14 protein-coding genes, 2 tRNA genes and 1 pseudogene are annotated in these 17,261 nt (G+C 73.8%); 8 read left to right on the top strand and 9 right to left on the bottom strand.

Translation table 11 applies throughout. The features are described 5' to 3' along the window. Nucleotides 1-21: 21 nt before the first annotated feature. Nucleotides 22-813: a histidinol-phosphatase gene (gene hisN / locus BLP29_RS13110; protein WP_092805168.1), complete on the top strand. Its 792-nt coding sequence runs from the start codon at nucleotides 22-24 to the stop codon at nucleotides 811-813. A gap of 15 nt (nucleotides 814-828) precedes the next feature. On the opposite strand, the gene BLP29_RS13105 is transcribed toward hisN, so the two are convergent. The 3 genes from BLP29_RS13105 to BLP29_RS13095 form a co-directional block, all read right to left on the bottom strand. Then, complete coding sequence (locus BLP29_RS13105; RefSeq protein ID WP_092805166.1) at nucleotides 829-1,011, bottom strand: hypothetical protein; 183 nt, start codon at nucleotides 1,009-1,011, stop codon at nucleotides 829-831. Between the two features lie 82 nt (nucleotides 1,012-1,093). Continuing rightward, nucleotides 1,094-1,600 carry an XdhC family protein gene (locus BLP29_RS13100; RefSeq protein ID WP_092805164.1) on the bottom strand — a complete coding sequence of 169 codons (507 nt, stop codon included), beginning with the start codon at nucleotides 1,598-1,600 and terminating at the stop codon, nucleotides 1,094-1,096. After that, a complete protein-coding gene (locus BLP29_RS13095; protein ID WP_092805162.1) occupies nucleotides 1,597-2,604 on the bottom strand; it encodes an aldo/keto reductase in 1,008 nt (335 codons plus the stop codon). Before BLP29_RS13095 ends, BLP29_RS13100 begins: the two co-directional genes overlap by 4 nt. A 36-nt stretch (nucleotides 2,605-2,640) precedes the next feature. Here BLP29_RS13095 and BLP29_RS13090 point away from each other — a divergent pair, with 36 nt between their 5' ends. The 4 genes from BLP29_RS13090 to nhaA are packed head-to-tail and all read left to right on the top strand — an operon-like array spanning nucleotide 2,641 to nucleotide 7,161. Further along, a complete protein-coding gene (locus BLP29_RS13090) occupies nucleotides 2,641-4,092 on the top strand; it encodes a cystathionine beta-synthase (protein ID WP_092805160.1) in 1,452 nt (483 codons plus the stop codon). Continuing rightward, nucleotides 4,089-5,225, top strand: a complete 1,137-nt coding sequence (locus BLP29_RS13085) for a cystathionine gamma-synthase (protein ID WP_092805158.1) — start codon at nucleotides 4,089-4,091, stop codon at nucleotides 5,223-5,225. Before BLP29_RS13090 ends, BLP29_RS13085 begins: the two co-directional genes overlap by 4 nt. Nucleotides 5,226-5,273: 48 nt before the next feature. Beyond that, nucleotides 5,274-5,768: a VOC family protein gene (locus tag BLP29_RS13080; RefSeq protein WP_092805156.1), complete on the top strand. Its 495-nt coding sequence runs from the start codon at nucleotides 5,274-5,276 to the stop codon at nucleotides 5,766-5,768. Nucleotides 5,769-5,787: 19 nt separating this feature from the next. Further along, on the top strand, nucleotides 5,788-7,161 hold the full coding sequence (nhaA, locus tag BLP29_RS13075; RefSeq protein ID WP_092805153.1) for a Na+/H+ antiporter NhaA: 1,374 nt from the start codon (nucleotides 5,788-5,790) through the stop codon (nucleotides 7,159-7,161). Nucleotides 7,162-7,182: 21 nt separating this feature from the next. On the opposite strand, the pseudogene BLP29_RS21605 reads toward nhaA, so the two are convergent. The 5 genes and pseudogenes from BLP29_RS21605 to BLP29_RS13050 all read right to left on the bottom strand — a co-directional run. Next, nucleotides 7,183-7,749: pseudogene (locus BLP29_RS21605) on the bottom strand (DsbA family protein); the annotation flags it as partial. A 39-nt stretch (nucleotides 7,750-7,788) separates the two neighbouring features. Further along, nucleotides 7,789-7,865, bottom strand: a tRNA-Met gene (locus tag BLP29_RS13065). 124 nt (nucleotides 7,866-7,989) lie between these two features. Further along, nucleotides 7,990-8,066, bottom strand: a tRNA-Met gene (locus BLP29_RS13060). A gap of 48 nt (nucleotides 8,067-8,114) precedes the next feature. Further along, nucleotides 8,115-11,129, bottom strand: coding sequence for a UPF0182 family membrane protein (locus tag BLP29_RS13055; RefSeq protein WP_243469977.1), 3,015 nt, complete (start codon nucleotides 11,127-11,129; stop codon nucleotides 8,115-8,117). A gap of 235 nt (nucleotides 11,130-11,364) precedes the next feature. Continuing rightward, entirely contained in the window at nucleotides 11,365-12,399 is a 1,035-nt protein-coding gene (locus BLP29_RS13050) for a YlbL family protein (protein ID WP_207798483.1), read from the bottom strand. A 119-nt stretch (nucleotides 12,400-12,518) separates the two neighbouring features. Between BLP29_RS13050 and BLP29_RS13045 the strand changes: the two genes are divergently transcribed. Further along, the gene (locus tag BLP29_RS13045) at nucleotides 12,519-13,961 is read left to right on the top strand and encodes a zinc-dependent metalloprotease (RefSeq protein ID WP_092805147.1); all 1,443 of its coding nucleotides are present in this window, start codon (nucleotides 12,519-12,521) and stop codon (nucleotides 13,959-13,961) included. Here BLP29_RS13045 and BLP29_RS13040 read toward each other — a convergent pair whose 3' ends face one another. Beyond that, nucleotides 13,962-14,525, bottom strand: a complete 564-nt coding sequence (locus BLP29_RS13040) for a M48 metallopeptidase family protein (RefSeq protein WP_092805145.1) — start codon at nucleotides 14,523-14,525, stop codon at nucleotides 13,962-13,964. 269 nt (nucleotides 14,526-14,794) lie between these two features. On the opposite strand from BLP29_RS13040, the gene BLP29_RS13035 reads away from it, so the two are divergent. Together BLP29_RS13035 and BLP29_RS13030 are read left to right on the top strand one after the other, a co-directional pair. Further along, nucleotides 14,795-15,931, top strand: coding sequence for a ThiF family adenylyltransferase (locus tag BLP29_RS13035; RefSeq protein ID WP_092805143.1), 1,137 nt, complete (start codon nucleotides 14,795-14,797; stop codon nucleotides 15,929-15,931). A 32-nt stretch (nucleotides 15,932-15,963) separates the two neighbouring features. After that, the gene (locus tag BLP29_RS13030) at nucleotides 15,964-17,250 is read left to right on the top strand and encodes an ABC1 kinase family protein (protein WP_243469937.1); all 1,287 of its coding nucleotides are present in this window, start codon (nucleotides 15,964-15,966) and stop codon (nucleotides 17,248-17,250) included. Nucleotides 17,251-17,261: the final 11 nt, after the last annotated feature.

The following is a 17,261-nucleotide window of genomic DNA, read 5'->3' as shown; positions in this document are numbered from 1 at the left end:
CCCCCAGGCTAGGTTGCGGGGATGAGCGGACGCGGCTGGACCGAGGACATGCAGCTCGCCCACGTGCTGGCCGACCAGGCCGACGCGATCAGCATGGAGCGCTTCAAGGCCCAGGACCTCGTCGTCGACACCAAGCCCGACCTGACGCCGGTCACCGACGCCGACCGGGCGGTCGAGCAGCAGCTGCGGGCCTCGCTGGCGCGGGTGCGTACGCGGGACGCCGTGCAGGGCGAGGAGTTCGGCACGACCGGCCACGGGTCGCGGCGGTGGGTCATCGACCCGATCGACGGCACGAAGAACTTCGTCCGTGGCGTGCCGGTGTGGGCGACCCTGATCGCGCTGCTCGACGGCGACACCCCGGTGGTGGGCATGGTCAGCGCGCCGGCCCTGCACCGCCGGTGGTGGGCCGCGGCCGGCGTCGGCGCCTGGACCGGACGCCGGCTGGAGTCGGCCACCCGCTGCCGCGTCTCGGGGGTCACCGAGCTGGCCGACGCGTCGCTGTCGTACTCGTCGCTGTCGGGCTGGGAGGAGCGCGACCGGCTCGCCGGGTTCCTGGACCTGACCCGGTCGGTGTGGCGCACCCGGGCCTACGGGGACTTCTGGAGCTACACGATGGTCGCCGAGGGCGCGGTCGACGTGGCCTGCGAGCCCGAGGTCTCGCTGTGGGACCTCGCCGCCCTCGACGTCATCGTGCGCGAGGCCGGTGGCGCCTTCACCGACCTGGACGGAGGCGCCGGCCCGGGCGGCGGCAGCGCGGTGGCCAGCAACGGCCAGCTGCACCGCGACGTGCTGGCGGCGCTCACCCCGGGGTGAGCGCCACCGGCGGGCTCAGAGGCTGCGCCCGCCGGACCCGCCCCTGCCACCCTGCAGCTTCGCGCGCAGCTGGTCGATCTTGGCGCGGTTCTTCGGGTCCTTGGCGAACTGCTGGGCCTTGTCGGTCGCCTGCCGGATCGCCCGCTGGCCCTGGGGGCTCTTCGCGAACTGGGTGATCTTGTTGATCAGCGATGCCACGAGGGATCACCTTCCGTGTGCGGGGACCGGGGTGCCGGTCCGTCCGGGGGGCTCAACGGTGGCACGCCCCGGGCCGTTCCGCTCACCCGTGCAGGAAGCCGCCGGAACGTCCGTTGCGGTCGGCCAGCAACCCGGCCAGCGTCGAGATCGCGATCTCCACCGGCGCCCGCGACCCGATGTCCAGCCCGATCGGCCGGTGCACCCGGGCCACCTCCTCGGGCGGCACGCCGAGCGCGGCCAGCGCGGCCACGTGCGGCCCCTCGTGCCGGGGGTTGCCCATGAGGCCGATCCAGCGGGTGTCGGTGGCCAGCGCGTCGCGCAGCACCTCGCCCAGCTCGGGGCGGTGGTGGTCGCACACGACGACGTCGGCGTGCGGCTCGGCCGGCACCGCGCCCAGGCGGGTGGTGCCCGGCGGCAGGCCGTCGACCTCGCGGTCACCGGGCTCGACCAGCACGGCGGTGAACCCGCACTCGACGCCCAGGCGCAGCAGCGCCGCGGCCACCGGTGAGGCGAAGACCGCCACCAGGACCCGGTCGGTGACCGGCTCGGCGGCGTCGCCGTGCGCGACGCCGCAGGTGGCGTCGCTCATGCCGAGGTCCCGGGCACCGGGCTGTCCCCGTAGGCGTACTGGGCATTCGGGTAGCGGCCGCCCTCGGCCGCCCCGGGCGGGGCGATGCGCTCGAGGGCGGCGAGGTCGTCGGCGGTGAGCTCGACGTCGCACGCCCCGGCGTTCTCCTGCAGGTAGGCGACCCGCTTCGTGCCGGGGATCGGGACGACGTCGTCCCCCTGTGCCAGCACCCAGGCCAGCGCGAGCTGCCCGGCGGTGACGCCCTTGCTCTCGGCCAGCTCGCGGACGGCGTCGACCAGCCGCAGGTTCGCCGCGAAGGCCTCGCCCCGGAACCGGGGGTGGTCCTTGCGGAAGTCGTCGTCGCCGAAGTCGGCGGGGCTGGTGATCGCGCCGGTGAGGAAGCCGCGGCCCAGCGGCGAGAAGGGGACCAGACCGATGCCGTGCTCCCGGGCGACCGCGGCCACCCCGGAGGTCTCCAGGTCACGGGTCCACAGCGACCACTCGCTCTGCAGCGCGGTGACGGGGTGCACGGCGGCGGCCCGGCGGATCGACTCCGCCGAGGCCTCGCTCAGCCCGAGGTACCGCACCTTGCCGGCTTGCACGAGCTCGGCCATCGCGCCGACGGTGTCCTCGATCGGCACCCGGGAGTCGACGCGGTGCTGGTAGTAGAGGTCGATGGTGTCCACGCCGAGGCGGCGCAGGCTGGCCTCGCACCGGGCGCGCACGTTCTCGGGGCTGCCGTCGATCTGCATGCGGCCCTCGGCGTCGCGCGAGATCGAGAACTTCGTGGCCAGCTCGACGGCGTCGCGGCGACCGCGCAGCGACTCCCCCACCAGCTCCTCGTTGTGGCCGTCGCCGTAGACGTCGGAGGTGTCCCAGAACGTGATGCCGAGCTCGAGCGCCCGGTCGAGGGCCGCCAGGGACTCCCCGCGGTCCGCCGTCCCGTAGGACTGGCTCATGCCCATGCAGCCCAGCCCCTGCGCGGACACCTCGAGCTCGCCCAACCTGCGTCGTCCGACCGTCATGGCCCCATCCTGCGCCTGCGTGGGAAGGTGTGGCACGTGGAGTACGCAGAGTCCGTCGTGGACCTCATCGGGAACACCCCGCTGGTCAAGCTGAACAAGGTCACCGCTCACCTGGGCCCCGATGCCCCCCTGGTGCTGGCCAAGGTCGAGTACGTCAACCCGGGCGGGTCGGTGAAGGACCGCATCGCCGTGCGCATGGTCGACGCCGCCGAGAGATCGGGGGCGCTGAAGCCGGGCGGCACGATCGTGGAGCCCACCAGCGGCAACACCGGCGTCGGCCTGGCCATCGTCGCCCAGCAGCGCGGCTACAAGTGCATCTTCATCTGCCCCGACAAGGTCAGCGCCGACAAGGTCAACACGCTGCGCGCCTACGGTGCCGAGGTGGTCGTGTGCCCGACCGCCGTCGACCCGGCCGACCCGCGCTCGTACTACTCGGTCTCCGACCGGCTGGCCCGCGAGACCCCCGGCGGCTGGAAGCCCGACCAGTACTCCAACCCGGACAACCCGCGCAGCCACTACGAGACCACCGGCCCCGAGATCTGGCGGCAGACCGACGGCCGGGTCACGCACTTCGTCACCGGGGCCGGCACCGGCGGCACCATCTCCGGGGTCGGGCGCTACCTCAAGGAGGCCTCGGGCGGGAAGGTGCAGGTCATCGGCGCCGACCCCGAGGGCTCGGTCTACTCCGGCGGCACCGGGCGGCCCTACCTGGTCGAGGGTGTGGGTGAGGACTTCTGGCCCTCCACGTACGACCAGACGGTGGCCGACGAGATCGTCGCGGTCTCCGACGGCGACTCGTTCGCGATGACCCGGCGCATGGCCCGCGAGGAGGGCCTGCTCGTCGGCGGCTCCTGCGGGATGGCCGTGGTCGCCGCGCTGCGGGTGGCCGAGCGGCTGACCAAGGACGACGTGCTGGTGGTGCTGCTGCCCGACGGCGGCCGCGGGTACCTCAAGAAGATCTTCGACGACGAGTGGATGGCCGACTACGGCTTCGTCGAGGCCGCCGACGGCGAGACCGTCGGCGAGCTGCTGCGCACCAAGTCCGGCGACGGCGACGCGCTGCCGGCGCTGGTGCACACCCACCCCACCGAGACGGTGCGCGAGGCCATCGACATCCTGCGCGAGTACGGCGTGAGCCAGATGCCGGTCGTGCGCGCCGAGCCCCCGGTGACCGCCGGCGAGGTCGTCGGGTCTGTGGCCGAGAAGGCGCTGCTCGACGCGCTGTTCGCGGGCACCGCCGCCCTGTCGGACACCCTGGAGAAGCACATGAGCCCACCGCTGCCCATCATCGGCTCGGGCGAGCCGGTGTCGGCCGCCGTCACCGCGCTCGGCGACGCCGACGCGCTGCTGGTGCACGAGGACGGCAAGCCCGCCGGCGTGGTCACCCGCCAGGACGTCCTCGGCCACCTCGCCGGCGTGCCGGCCGGGAGCACGGCCGGCGTGCCGGCCGGGAGCACGGCCGGCGTGCCGGCCGGGGTGACCTCGTGAGCGGCTTCAGCACGCGGGCCATCCACGACGGCCAGGAGCCCGACCGGACCACCGGCGCCGTCGTCGTCCCGCTGCACCTGACCAGCACGTACAAGCAGGACGGCGTCGGCGGGCTGCGCGAGGGCTACGAGTACAGCCGCAGCGCGAACCCGACCCGCACCGCGCTCCAGCAGGCGCTGGCCTCGCTCGAGCAGGGGGCGACCGGGCTGGCCTTCGCCTCCGGGCTGGCCGCCGAGGACGCCCTGCTGCGCACGGTGCTGAACCCCGGCGACCACCTCGTGATCCCGATCGACGCCTACGGCGGCACGTTCCGGCTGATCAGCAAGGTGCTGCAGCGCTGGGGGGTCGACCACACCCCGGTCGACCTCGGCGACCTCGACGCCGTGCGGGCCGCCTTCCGGCCCAGCACCAAGCTCGTGTGGTGCGAGACGCCGACCAACCCGCTGCTGGGCATCGCCGACATCGCCGCGCTCGCGCAGCTGGCGCACGAGCACGGCGCACTGCTCGCCGTCGACAACACCTTCGCCTCGCCCTACCTGCAGCAGCCGCTGACCCTGGGCGCCGACGTCGTCGTGCACTCCACGACGAAGTACCTGGGCGGGCACTCCGACGTCGTGGGCGGCGCCCTGGTGGCCGCCGACGCCGGGCTGGGCGAGCAGCTGGCCTTCCACCAGAACGCGATGGGAGCGGTGGCCGGGCCCTTCGACGCATGGTTGGTGCTGCGCGGCATCAAGACCCTCGGCGTGCGCATGGACCGGCACCAGGCCAACGCAGCGAAGGTCGCCGAGTTCCTGACCTCGCACGCTGCGGTGTCCTCCGTGCTCTACCCCGGCCTGCCCGATCACCCCGGGCACGAGGTGGCCGCGAAGCAGATGTCCGGTTTCGGCGGGATGCTCTCGTTCCGGCTGCGGGCCGGCGAGGAGGCCGCGTTGGCGGTCTGCGAGCGGGCGCAGGTGTTCACCCTCGCCGAGTCGCTGGGCGGGGTCGAGTCGCTGGTCGAGCACCCGCACCGCATGACGCACGCGTCGGTGGCCGGCAGCGCGCTGGAGGTGCCGGCCGACCTGGTGCGTCTGAGCGTGGGCATCGAGGACGTCGAGGACCTCCTCGCCGACCTCGACCAGATGCTGGCGTAGTCCCCCCTGCTCCCGGGTCGTCTTGACGGCGGTGAGATGGTTGAACGCATGACCATCGACCTCACCGCCGTCGAGGCGACCCGGGCGCGGCTGCGCGAGACCTACCTGCGCCCGGCCGGCGAGCGCCCGGCCTCGACCGCGCGCGGGCTGCACCACACCGCGCTCGTCAGCAGCGACGTCGAGCGCACCATCGCCTTCTACCAGGGCGTGCTCGGCTTCCCGCTCACCGAGCTGATCGACAACCGCGACTACCCGGGCAGCTCGCACTTCTTCTTCGACATCGGCAACCAGAACCTGCTGGCGTTCTTCGACTTCCCCGGCCTGGACGTCGGCCCCTACGCCGAGGTGCTCGGCGGGCTGCACCACGTGGCCATCAGCGTCGAACCTGCCCGCTGGGAGGCCCTGGTGGCGAACCTGACCGAGGCCGGCGTCGCGCACGAGGTGCACTCGGGGGTGTCGGTCTACTTCCGCGACCCCGACGGTGCCCGCATCGAGCTCATCGCCGACCCGCTGGGTGAGATGTACGGGGAACACGTCCTCTAGCCAGGAGGTTGGTCGGCCCGTGACCCAGGCACCACGCCCCGGCCCGGCGCTGCGCGTCTCGGTCCCCACGCTGTCGCCGTCCTCGAGGCTCTACATGGGCACCGAGGCCGGCGGATCCGCCCTGCTGCTCGTCGGCACCCTGCTGGCGCTGGCGTGGGCGAACTCGCCGTGGGCCGCGGGCTACGAGTCGTTCTGGTCGACCAGCGCGAGCCTGGGCGTCGGCGACGCCGTGCTGTCGATGGACCTGCGGCACTGGGTCAACGACGGCGCGATGGCGCTGTTCTTCCTGGTCGTGGGCCTGGAGATCACCCGCGAGGTGGCCACCGGTGAGCTGCGCGACCGGCGGTCGGTCGCGGCCCCGGCGCTCGGCGCCCTGGGCGGGCTGGCCGTCCCCGCGCTGGTCTACCTGGCCTTCAACCCCAGCGGCGAGGCGGCCAGCGGCTGGGGCATCGTCATGAGCACCGACACCGCCTTCGTGCTCGGGGTGCTGGCCCTGTTCGGCCCGCGCTGCCCCGACCGGCTGCGGCTGTTCCTGCTGACCCTGGCGATCGTCGACGACATCGGCGCGATCGGCGTCATGGCCCTGTTCTACTCCGACGACATCGTGCTGCCGGCCCTCGCGGTGGCGGGCGCCCTCGTCGTCGTCCTGCTCGTGCTGAGGTGGATCGGCGTCTGGACGCTGACCCCCTACGTGCTCACCGGCATCGCGCTGTGGCTGGCCGTCCACGAGTCGGGCGTGCACGCGACGCTGGCCGGGGTGCTGGTCGGCCTGCTCCTGCCGGCTCGACCCCCCAGCCGCAAGGAGGTCGAGCGGACGGCAGCCTTCGGCCGCGCCCTGCGCGAGGACCCCGACGCCGCCAAGGCCCGCACCACCAAGCTCGCCGTCGCCTCCACCGTGCCGGCCAACGCCCGGCTGCAGGAGTCGCTGCACCGCTGGACGGCCTACCTCGTGGTGCCCGTCTTCGGCCTGGCCAACGCCGGCGTGGTGCTGGACGGCGAGACCCTGCGCGCGGCGGCGACGTCGACGGTCACCCTCGGCGTCGCCGTGGCACTGGTGGCCGGCAACGCGGTCGGCATCACGCTGGGCGCTTACGCGGCTCTGCGCACCGGGTGGGGGGTGCTGCCCGGTGGGGTGCGCTGGTCGCACCTGATGGCCGGGGCGACGCTGGCCGGCATCGGGTTCACCATCTCGCTGTTCATCACCGACCTGGCCTTCGACGACGCGCTGCTGCGCGAGCAGGCCAAGATCGGCATCCTGCTGGGGTCACTGACCGCAGCGGTGGTCGGGACCCTCCTGCTGCGCACCCTCGGCGAGCGGTTCCCGCTGTGCTCGCCGGCGTCCGAGGAACCCCCGTCGCTGCCGCCCCGCCCCTGGATCGCGCCCCGGGTCTGAGGCGGCCCCGATCACCCGGCGCAGGGCGGCCAGGTCGGGTCGACCGGTGAAGAGCTGGCCGTCGACGAAGATCGTCGGGGTGCCGGGCACCTCCAGCTGCACGCCGGAGGCGAAGTCGGCCTCCACCTTGTCGCCGTAGGGCTGGGCGGCCTCGCCGGTCATCGGCCCCGGGTCGAGGCCGAGCTCCTCGGCGTAGGACACGAGGTCGGCGTCGGTGAGCTGGTCCTGGCGGGCGTAGAGCAGGTGGTGCATCGGCCAGTACGCGCCTTGGTCGGCGGCTGCCTCGGCGGCCAGCGCCGCGGTGAGGGCGTAGGGGTGCACGTCGTGCAGCGGCCAGTGCCGGAACACCAACCGGACGCCGCCGTCGGACTCGTCGACCAGCGCGCGCAGCACCGGGGCGGCCGCGGCGCAGTAGGGGCACTGGTAGTCGCCGTACTCCAGGACGGTGACCGGCGCGTCCGGGTCCCCGTAGACGTGGTCGTCGGGCCGGACGGCGAAGGGATCGCTCACGCCCCCACCCAACCGGATGCCGCTCCCCCGCTGTTCCCGGGGCCGGGCAACCGCTGCCGGCTCCCCCGGGCCCGACATGACGAAGGCCCGGACTCCTCGGAGTCCGGGCCTTCGTGGTGGTAGCGGGGACAGGATTTGAACCTGTGACCTCTGGGTTATGAGCCCAGCGAGCTACCGAGCTGCTCCACCCCGCGTCGCAAGGACAACACTACCCCACGCTCCGCAGGCGCGTCGAACCGGCCGGGCGTGACCGTGCACACCCTGCGGCGCCTGGAGAACGACGAAGGCCCGGACTCCGAGGAGTCCGGGCCTTCGTGGTGGTAGCGGGGACAGGATTTGAACCTGTGACCTCTGGGTTATGAGCCCAGCGAGCTACCGAGCTGCTCCACCCCGCGTCGGTAGGACCACCCTAGCGCACCGGCCGGGGTGGTCCCACCGGGGGGTCAGCCCGTGGGGCTGGCCGGCGCGCTGCTGGCCGACGCGGACGCCGCGGACTGGGCGGCCTCGAAGGCGGCAGAGGCGTCGGCCAGGGCCTGCTGGGCCTGACCGATGGCGACGAAGTTGCCCGACTGGTTGGCCGCGGCCAGGTCCTGCAGCGCCTGCTGGATCGCCGCGATGGCCTGCGCGGTCGCCGAGTCGACCACCACGTCCCCGCCCCCGCCGGTGGGCGGTGCGGTGGTCGTCGGGGCCGACGTCGTCGGCGGGGTCGTGCTCCCGCCGCCGTCGGGCGCCGTGGTGCCCCCGTCGGGCACGGAGTCACCGACCCCGGCGCCGAACACCTGGTCGAGGGACTCGGCGAGGGTGTCGCCGTACCCGATCCGGCCCTGGTAGTTGACGATCACCTTCTGCAGCAGCGGGAACGAGTTCTCGGCCGCGCTCTGCACGTAGAGCGGCTCGACGTAGAGCAGCCCGGCGTCGCCGATGGGCAGCGTGAGCAGGTTGCCGAAGACCGCGCGGGAGTTGTCGCTGTCGAACAGCGTGAGGTCGGTGCGCACCTGGTTGTTCGACGTCATCGCGTTCTGCGCCTGACCCGGCCCCTGGTAGGGCGTGTTGCCCGGCAGCCGCAGCACCTGCAGCTCCCCGTACGTCGCCGGGTCGGCCGAGGCCGAGACGAACGCCGACAGGTTCTCCCGCTGGAAGGCGTTCAACGCACTCGTGAGCTGGAAGGTCGCCCCGCTGTCGCCGGGCCGCTGGCTGAGGATGTAGTACGGCGGCTGGGCGGCCGTCGTCCCGCCGATCGTCGGGTCGTCCGGGATCCGCCACCGGTCGTTCTGGTTGTAGAAGTCGCCGGCGTCGTCGACGTGGTACCGGGTGAGGATGTCGCGCTGCAGCTTGAACAGGTCCTCGGGGTAGCGCACGTGGGCGACCAGGTCGTCGGACATGTCCGACTTGGGCTCGATGATGCCCGGGAAGGCCTGCATGTACGTGCGCAGCACCGGGTCCTCGTCGTCCCAGGCGTACAGCGTGACCTGGCCGGTGTAGGCGTCGACGGTGGCCTTCACCGAGTTGCGCACGTAGTTGACCGTGTCGTTGGGCAGCGCGGTCGTGCCCGTGCCCGTGCCGGTCAGGGCGTCGGTCGTGGCCTCGCCCAGCTCCATCTGCTCGGCGTAGGGGAACGCGTCGGAGGTGGTGTAGCCGTCGAGGATCCAGGTGACCCGGCCGTCGACGACCGCCGGGTAGGGGTCGCCGTCGACGGTCAGGAAGGGCGCCGCCTTCTCGACGCGGTCAAGCGGGTCGCGGACGTACATCACCCGGGAGTTGTCGTTGACCGCACCGGAGAGGATGAAGTTGCGCTCGCGGTAGTAGATGGCGAACGTCAGCTGCCGGAAGAAGTTGCCGATCGACACCCCACCGCTGCCGTCGTAGGTGAAGTTGACCTGGTCCTGGTCGTCGTCGGACGAGCCGGACTCGGGCCGGTCGAACTCACGGGGACCCTCGCCGTCGGCGGCGCCGACCACCGAGTAGGTGTCGGTGCCGTTGTCGTTGAGCAGCTCGCCGTAGTAGATGCGCGCCTCGTCCACCGGGATGTTCCCGGTCGTGGGCAGGTTGCCGGTGGTGAAGTTGGGCTGGCCGCCCTCACCCGAGCCGCTGCTGACCTGGTTGGCCGGGGCGGCCACGAACCCGTTGCCGTGGGTGTAGACGGTGTGCCGGTTGATCCAGCTGCTCTGGTTGTCCGACAGGTTGGACTGGTCGAGCTCGCGGACGGCGACGACGTAGTCCTGGGTCACGCCGTCGACGCTGTAGCGGTCGACGTCGAGCCGGTCGGGGAAGCCGTACACGTTGCGGATCTGCTGCAGGGCGGTGAACGTCGGGGCCAGCACGTTCGGGTCGAGCAGCCGGATGTTCTCCACCGTCGGGGAGCCGGCCAGCTCCGCGGCCGCCTGCGCGGCGTCGGCGTCGCTGGCCGAGTCACCGGTCTGGTCCTGGGCGTAGTTCACGTACTGCACGTCGGCGATGTCGTAGGCCTGGCGCGTCGCGTCGATCGCCCGGGCGATGTAGGGCGCCTCGCGCTCGTCCGGGGTCGGGCGGACCACGAACTGCTGCACGATCGCCGGGTAGGCCACGCCGATCACCAGCGAGGACAGCATGAGCAGCACGAGCGACGCGGCCGGCAGCGCGAAGTTGCGCACCACGATGTTGGCGAAGAACGCGATGGCGCAGATGATCGCGACGAAGACCAGGATGGTCTTGGCCGGCAGCAGCGCGTTGACGTCGGTGTAGCTGGCGCCGGTGAACACCCCGCCGCGGTCGGAGTAGACGGTGCTGTACCGGTCGAGCCAGTAGGCCACCGCCTTGAGGGCGACGAAGACGCCCAGCAGCACCGACAGCTGCACCCGGGCCGCGCCCGACAGCTTCTGCCCCGGGGTCTGCAGCCGCAGGCCACCGAAGACGTAGTGCGTCAGCAGCGACCCGATCAGCGCCAGCACCGCGATGGCGAAGGCGAAGCCCAGGGCCAGGCGGTAGAAGGGCAGCTCGAAGACGAAGAACCCGTTGTCGAGCCCGAACTGCGGGTCGACGGTGCCGAAGTCGGTGGCGTTGCGGAACTGCAGCCAGGTCTCCCAGCTGCCCTGGGCGGTGAACCCGGCGAACAGGCCCAGCACGACGGCCACCGCGACCAGCACGAGCGTGCGACGGGGCTCGATCGACTGGCGGTAGCGCTCGAGGTTCTGCTGCTCCAGGCTCATCGGCCGGAAGGTGGGCCGGAAGCGGTAGGCGAGGTGGATCGCCAGCGCGACCAGCCCGCCGGTGGCGAGGCCAGCGACGGCGAACAGCAGCGCCCGGGTCTGGATCTCGGTCCAGAAGACCTCGGTGTAGCCGGTCTCGTCGAACCAGAGGTAGTCGACGTAGACGTTGGTGAGCGTGCCGATCACGGTGAACAGCACCAGCAGGACGGCGATGACGCCGATGACCAGCTTGGCGCGCCGGGACAGGGTCGGCACCGGCACGGGGGGCCGCATGGCCACGGGCGGGCTCCTTCAGTTGCGCGGGCTCGGCGTCGGGCGGCGCCCACCGGTCACAGCTGGACCCGTGGCGCCCGACAGCCGCCCGCCAGGTGCGGCGGGCAGCATCCGGGACAGGCGGGGGGACGCCTGCTCAACTGCCGCGGGCTCCCCCGGGTTCCCGGATGCCTGCAAGCACACCACGGGCACCCGACACGTGCGCCGCTGAGGTGCTCCCGGGGTCGCCGTGCGCTCAGTCGCCGTCGGTGCAGGGGGCCGGCGTGCCGCCGTCCCGGAAGGTGGCCAGCGCGGTCAGGGCGTCCTGCAGGGTGGCGACCCGGGCCATCGGCAGCCCCGGCTGCGCGTTGGCCAGCGCCTCCTGGCAGTTGTCGGCCGGCACCAGGAACAGCTCGGCGCCGATGTCGCGCGCGGCGACCATCTTCAGGGGGATGCCGCCGATCGGGCCGACCGTGCCGGCGGCGTCGATCGTGCCGGTACCCGCGATGACCGCGCCTTCGGTGAGGTCGGTGTCGCCGACGAGGTCGATGATCCCCAGGGTCAGCATCAACCCGGCCGAGGGCCCGCCGACGTCGTCGACCCGGATGGACACGGTGAACGGCGCCGACGGGGTCTGCAGGATGCCGACGCCCAGGAACGAGCCGTCCCGGGCGTCGCCCGAGGTCGTCGTGATCGTCGCCGTCCCGGCCTGGCCGAGCCGGGTGTAGCCCACCGTGACGGCGCTGCCGGCAGGGATGGCCGTCAGGGCTGCGTCGAGGCGGTCGGTGTCGGGCGTCGGGGTGCCGTCGACGCTCTCGATCGCGTCGCCCGGTTCCAGCCGACCCGCCGACGGCGAGTCGTCGGCGACCGCCTGGACCACGACCTTCTCCGGGTAGCCCAGCTGGCCCAGCGCAGCCGCGTTGGCCGACTGCTCGGAGGTGAGGAACGCCTGCCGGTTCTGCTGCTGGGTCTCCTCCACCGACTGGTCGGGCGGGTACACCGTGTCGCGGGGCACCACCGACACCTCGCCGTCGAACCAGCCCTGCACGGCCCCGACCAGCGTGAGCGGGCGCTGCGGCACCCCCACGGTGGTGAGGTTGAGGTTGCCGCTGACCTCGTTGCGGTCGCGGCCGGCGACGCTGATGATCGGCTCGCCGTCGAGCTCGCCCAACGTGTTGTAGGTCGGGCCCGGCACCTGCGCCACGTAGGGCACGGGCACCACGGAGCCCACCAGCCCGAACCCCAGCAGCAGCACCACACCCGCCACCAGGACGGTCACACGACGGCTCACAGCGGCCGACAGTAGGTGACCACCTGGTCGAGGGCCCGTTCCCCGGCGCGGGCAGGGTGTTCGCCCAGGGCTTCCTGTGACCCACCTCCGCGGCCCCGGGCGCGGCTACCGTGGTGACCATGAGCGACATCCCCTTCGGATTCGGCCCCTCCGACCGCGACCCGCAGCGCCGCGACGAGAACGGCCCCGGGGGTGGCGGCAACCCGGCCGACCCGTTCGGCTTCGGCGCGTTGTTCGGCGGCGCCGGGGGCGGATCGCCGGAGGACCTGCTCGGCAAGATGCCGCTGTTCGCCGAGCTGCAGAAGCTCATGACCTGGTCGGGCGGCCCGGTGAACTGGGACCTCGCCCGCCAGGGCGCGATCAGCCAGCTCGCGGCCGGTCACCAGCCCACCTCCGCCGCCGAGCGCAGCGAGGTGACCGAGGCCCTGCGGCTGGCCGACCTCTGGCTGGACCAGGTCACCGAGCTGCCCTCGGGCATCGAGCGCACCGCTGCCTGGTCGCGGGTCGACTGGCTGGAGCAGACGCTGCCCGCCTGGGGCGCCCTCATCGACCCGCTGGCCGAGCGGGTGGTGGCCGCGATGACCTCCGCGCTGCCGGCCGAGGCCGCCGCCGTGGCGGGCCCGCTGTCGGGCGTCATGGGCCAGATGGGCGGCGTCATGTTCGGCGCCCAGGTCGGGCAGGCCCTCGGCAAGCTGGCCGACGAGGTCGTCACCAGCACCGACGTGGGTCTCCCGCTCGCCCCGGCCGGCACCGCCGCACTGGTGCCGCAGAACGTCGACGCCTTCCGCGAGGGCCTGGACCGGCCCGAGGAGGAGGTGCGGCTGTTCCTCGCCCTGCGCGAGGCCGCCCACCAGCGCCTGTTCGCCCACGTCCCGTGGCTGCGGCAGCAGCTGGCCGACGCCGTCCACGCCTACGCGCGCGGCATCCACGTCGACGCCGACGCCATCCAGCGCGGGCTCGAGGACGCGATGGGCGGCATGGAGGGCGGCTTCGACCCCCAGGACCCCGAGAAGCTGCAGCAGCTGCTGGGCAGCGGGGTGCTCGAGCCCGCCGAGACCGAGGAGCAGCAGCGCGCCCTGCGTCGGCTGGAGACCCTGCTGGCCCTGGTCGAGGGCTGGGTCGACGTCGTGGTCGCCGAGGCCGCCGGGCAGCGGCTGCCCGGCCACGGCGCGCTGGCCGAGACCATGCGCCGCCGGCGCGCCTCGGGCGGGCCCGCCGAGCAGACCTTCGCCACGCTGGTCGGCCTCCAGCTGCGGCCCCGGCGGCTGCGCGACGCGGCGACGGTCTGGGGGGCCATGGCCGCCCAGCACGGCAGCGAGGCCCGTGACCAGCTGTGGTCGCACCCCGACCTGCTGCCCACCGCCGAGGACCTCGACGAGCCCCTGGACTTCGTCGGCCGGCAGTCCCGCCCCTCGGCCGCCGACGCCGCAGCCGAGCAGGACGAGTTCGACCGGCTCACCGCCGGCCTGGACCTCGGCGACCCCGACGACGCCCCGGGCACCGACGGGGACACCGGCTCCGGGGACACCGGCTCCGGGGACACCGGGTCCGCCCCGCGCTGATCAGGCGGGGTCGATCCCGGTGCGCGCCTCCACGCCCTCCAGGTAGCCCAGGGCGCGCTCGGCGCGCGGATAGCGGCCCACCAGCGCCCAGAACGCGGCGTCGTGGGCAGGCTCGAGCAGGTGGGCGAGCTCGTGCACCAGCACGTAGTCCACGACGTACTCGGGCATGCCGCGCAGGCGGCTGGACAGCCGGATCGTGCCGTCGGCCGGGGTGCACGAGCCCCACCGCCGGTGCTGGTTGTCCACCCACCGGACGCTGCTCGGCAGCACCCCGCCCAGGTGGGCCTCCGAGAGCGCCCGCGCCCGCACCATCAGCTCGTCGTCGGTGCCCGACCGACGCCGCCCCCGGCTCTCGCGGGTCTCGAGCTTGGCGACCATGCGGTCGACCCAGGAGCGCTCCTCCGAGCGGCTGAAGGAGGCCGGGATGAGGACGACGGTGCGACCGTCCTGCCGGTAGGCGGTGACGGTGCGGCGACGGCGCGTGCTCCGGCGGACCTCGACGGCCCCGGGCGTCGAGGTCGGTGCTCCGGTGGGGGCGGAGCGGGGTGGGGTCGGGGACTGCACGCACGCACCGTAACCACGTCGGGCCGGCAACCCCACCCGTCGACACCCGGTCGGGTGCAGGTGCACACCGTCGGTGGACCCCACCCGTCGTCCACACCCCTCCGCGCCCCGGACGGGGTGACGGGCACCTCGGCGGACGCGTCGTCCCCCGCGCGTCCCCCGGCCGTGCACAGCGCCACGCCGAGTGCTCAACACGTGCTCCACACCCTTGTCCACAGGGTGTGGGAACCGTGCACCGCCGGACCGGTCCTGCTGCCACCCTCTGGCCCGTGACCGAGAGCCACCGACCGTTCCTGCCGCGGACCACCCCGCTGCTCCGGCTCGGCCCGGCGACCCTGCAGGTCGGCGGTGTCGACGGCGACCCCGGCGTACGGCTGGGGCCACTGGCACCCGGCCTCCCGGCCGTGCTGGTCGCGCTGCTGCGCGGGCTCGACGGCGGTCGGTCGGCGCGGGTCGTGCTGGCCGAGGCCGTCGCCGCGGGTCTCGACCCCGATGCCGTCGACGACGTCCTGCGGGCGCTGCAGCGCTGCGGGCGGCTGCTGGAGGTCTCCCCCGAGGACCTGCTGGCCGCCGCGCACACGCCCGCCGTCCGGGCGCGGGCCGACCTCGAGCTGCCGGCCGCCCTCGCCGCTGCCGGCCCGGGCTCGTGGCGGCTCCGGCGGGCCTCGACCGTGGTCGTGGAGGGGGCCACACGGGTCGGCGTCCCGCTGGCGGCCATGCTGGCGGCCAGCGGCGTCGGCCGCGTCCACGTGCGCGACCGGGGCACCGTGACCGCGGCCGACACCGTGGTGGGGGGCCTCACCGCCGCCGACGAGGGCCGCCCCCGCTCGCTGGCGGCCGCCGATGCGGTGCGACGGGTCGCCCCCGAGGCCGACCTCCGCCCCCCACCACCGGGGACCGCACCGCACCTGCTGGTGCTCACCCGGCCCTGGGCGGCGCTGGACCCCGTCCACGCCGGTCTGCACGGCGCACGGGTGCCGCACCTGGTGGCGACCGTGCGCGGCGAGGTCGGGGTGGTCGGCCCGCTCGTCGTCCCCGGGCGCACCGGCTGCCTGCGCTGCGGCGAGATGACCCGCACCGCAGCGGACCCGGGGTGGCCCGAGCTCTCCGCGCAGCTGCACGAGCCGCCGGCGGCCCGCAGCGGGCCGCCGGCGGCGCCGGCGACCGGCAGCACCGGGGTCTGCACGGCCACCGCCGTCACCGCGCTCACCCAGGCACTGGCCCACCTGGACGGGCAGGCCTCGCCCACCTGCACCGACGCCGTCCTCGAGCTGCGGGTCCCCGACCTGCTGCCCGTGCGACGGACCTGGCCGGCGCACCCCGGATGCAGCTGCGGGGTGCTCCCCGCCGGCGTCCCGGGCCCGTCCCGGCACGACCGGCGTGCACCAGGGACACTGGAGGGGTGACGGACACCGGTCGGGGAATCCCACGCGGGAGCGTGTCCCGCACCGCTCGCCTGGCATCGCTGCCGCTGGGGGCTGCGGGGCGGGCCACCCTCGGCATCGGCCGCCGGCTCACGGGCCAGTCGGCCGAGCAGGTCTCCGCCGACCTGCAGCAGCGCACGGCCGAGCAGCTGTTCGCCGTGCTCGGCCAGCTCAAGGGCGGCGCCATGAAGCTGGGCCAGACGCTGTCGGTGTTCGAGGCAGCAGTGCCCGAGGAGCTCGCCGCCCCCTACCGCGAGGCGCTGGTCAAGCTGCAGGAGGAGGCCCCTCCGATGCCCGTGCGCACCGTGCACGCGGTGCTCGCCCAGCAGCTCGGCGGCACGTGGCGCACGCGCTTCAGCTCCTTCGACGACGAACCGGCCGCGGCGGCCAGCATCGGCCAGGTGCACCGTGCGGTCTGGCGCGACGGCCGCGACGTTGCGGTCAAGATCCAGTACCCCGGGGCCGGGCCGGCGCTGATGGCCGACCTGAACCAGCTCGCCCGCTTCGCCCGCATGTTCGCCGTCCTCTTCCCGGGCATGGACGTCAAGCCGCTGATCACCGAGCTGAAGGCCCGCGTCGCCGAGGAGCTCGACTACGCGATGGAGGCCGACTCCCAGCGGGCCTTCGCCGCTGCCTACGCCGGCGACCCCGACATCGCCGTGCCCCGCATCGTGGCCAGCGCACCCAAGGTCATCGTGTCGGAGTGGATGGAGGGCACCCCGCTCTCCCGGATCATCACCGGCGGCACCCGCGAGCAGCGCGACCGGGCCGGCCTGCTGATGTCCACCCTGCACTTCGGCGGGCCCACCCGGGCCGGCCTGCTGCACGCCGACCCGCACCCGGGCAACTTCCGGCTGCTGCCCGACGGCCGGCTCGGCGTCATCGACTTCGGGGCGGTCGCCCGCCTGCCCGGCGGCTACCCCGAACCCATCGGCCGGCTGGTGCGGTGGGCGCTGGAGGGCCGCGCCGAGGACGTGCTGGCCGACCTGCGCACCGAGGGCTTCGTCAAGCCCGAGGTCGAGGTCGACGCCCAGGCGGTGCTGGACTACCTGCTCCCGCTGCTCGAACCGGTGGCGAGCGACCGGTTCCGGTTCACCCGGGCCTGGATGCAGGAGCAGGCCACCCGCGTCGGCGACCCGCGCAGCGAGGCCAGCCGGCTGGGCCGCCAGCTCAACCTGCCCCCCGCCTACCTGCTCATCCACCGCGTGACGATCGGGTCCATCGGGGTGCTCTGCCAGCTCGACGCCGAGGCCGACTTCCGCTCGGTCATCGCCCGCTGGCTGCCCGGCTTCGTCGACTGACGCCGCGCTGG

The sequence above is a fragment of the Klenkia marina genome (assembly GCF_900101025.1).
Taxonomy (GTDB): domain Bacteria; phylum Actinomycetota; class Actinomycetes; order Mycobacteriales; family Geodermatophilaceae; genus Klenkia; species Klenkia marina.
This window is presented reverse-complemented; position numbering and strand designations above follow the sequence as displayed.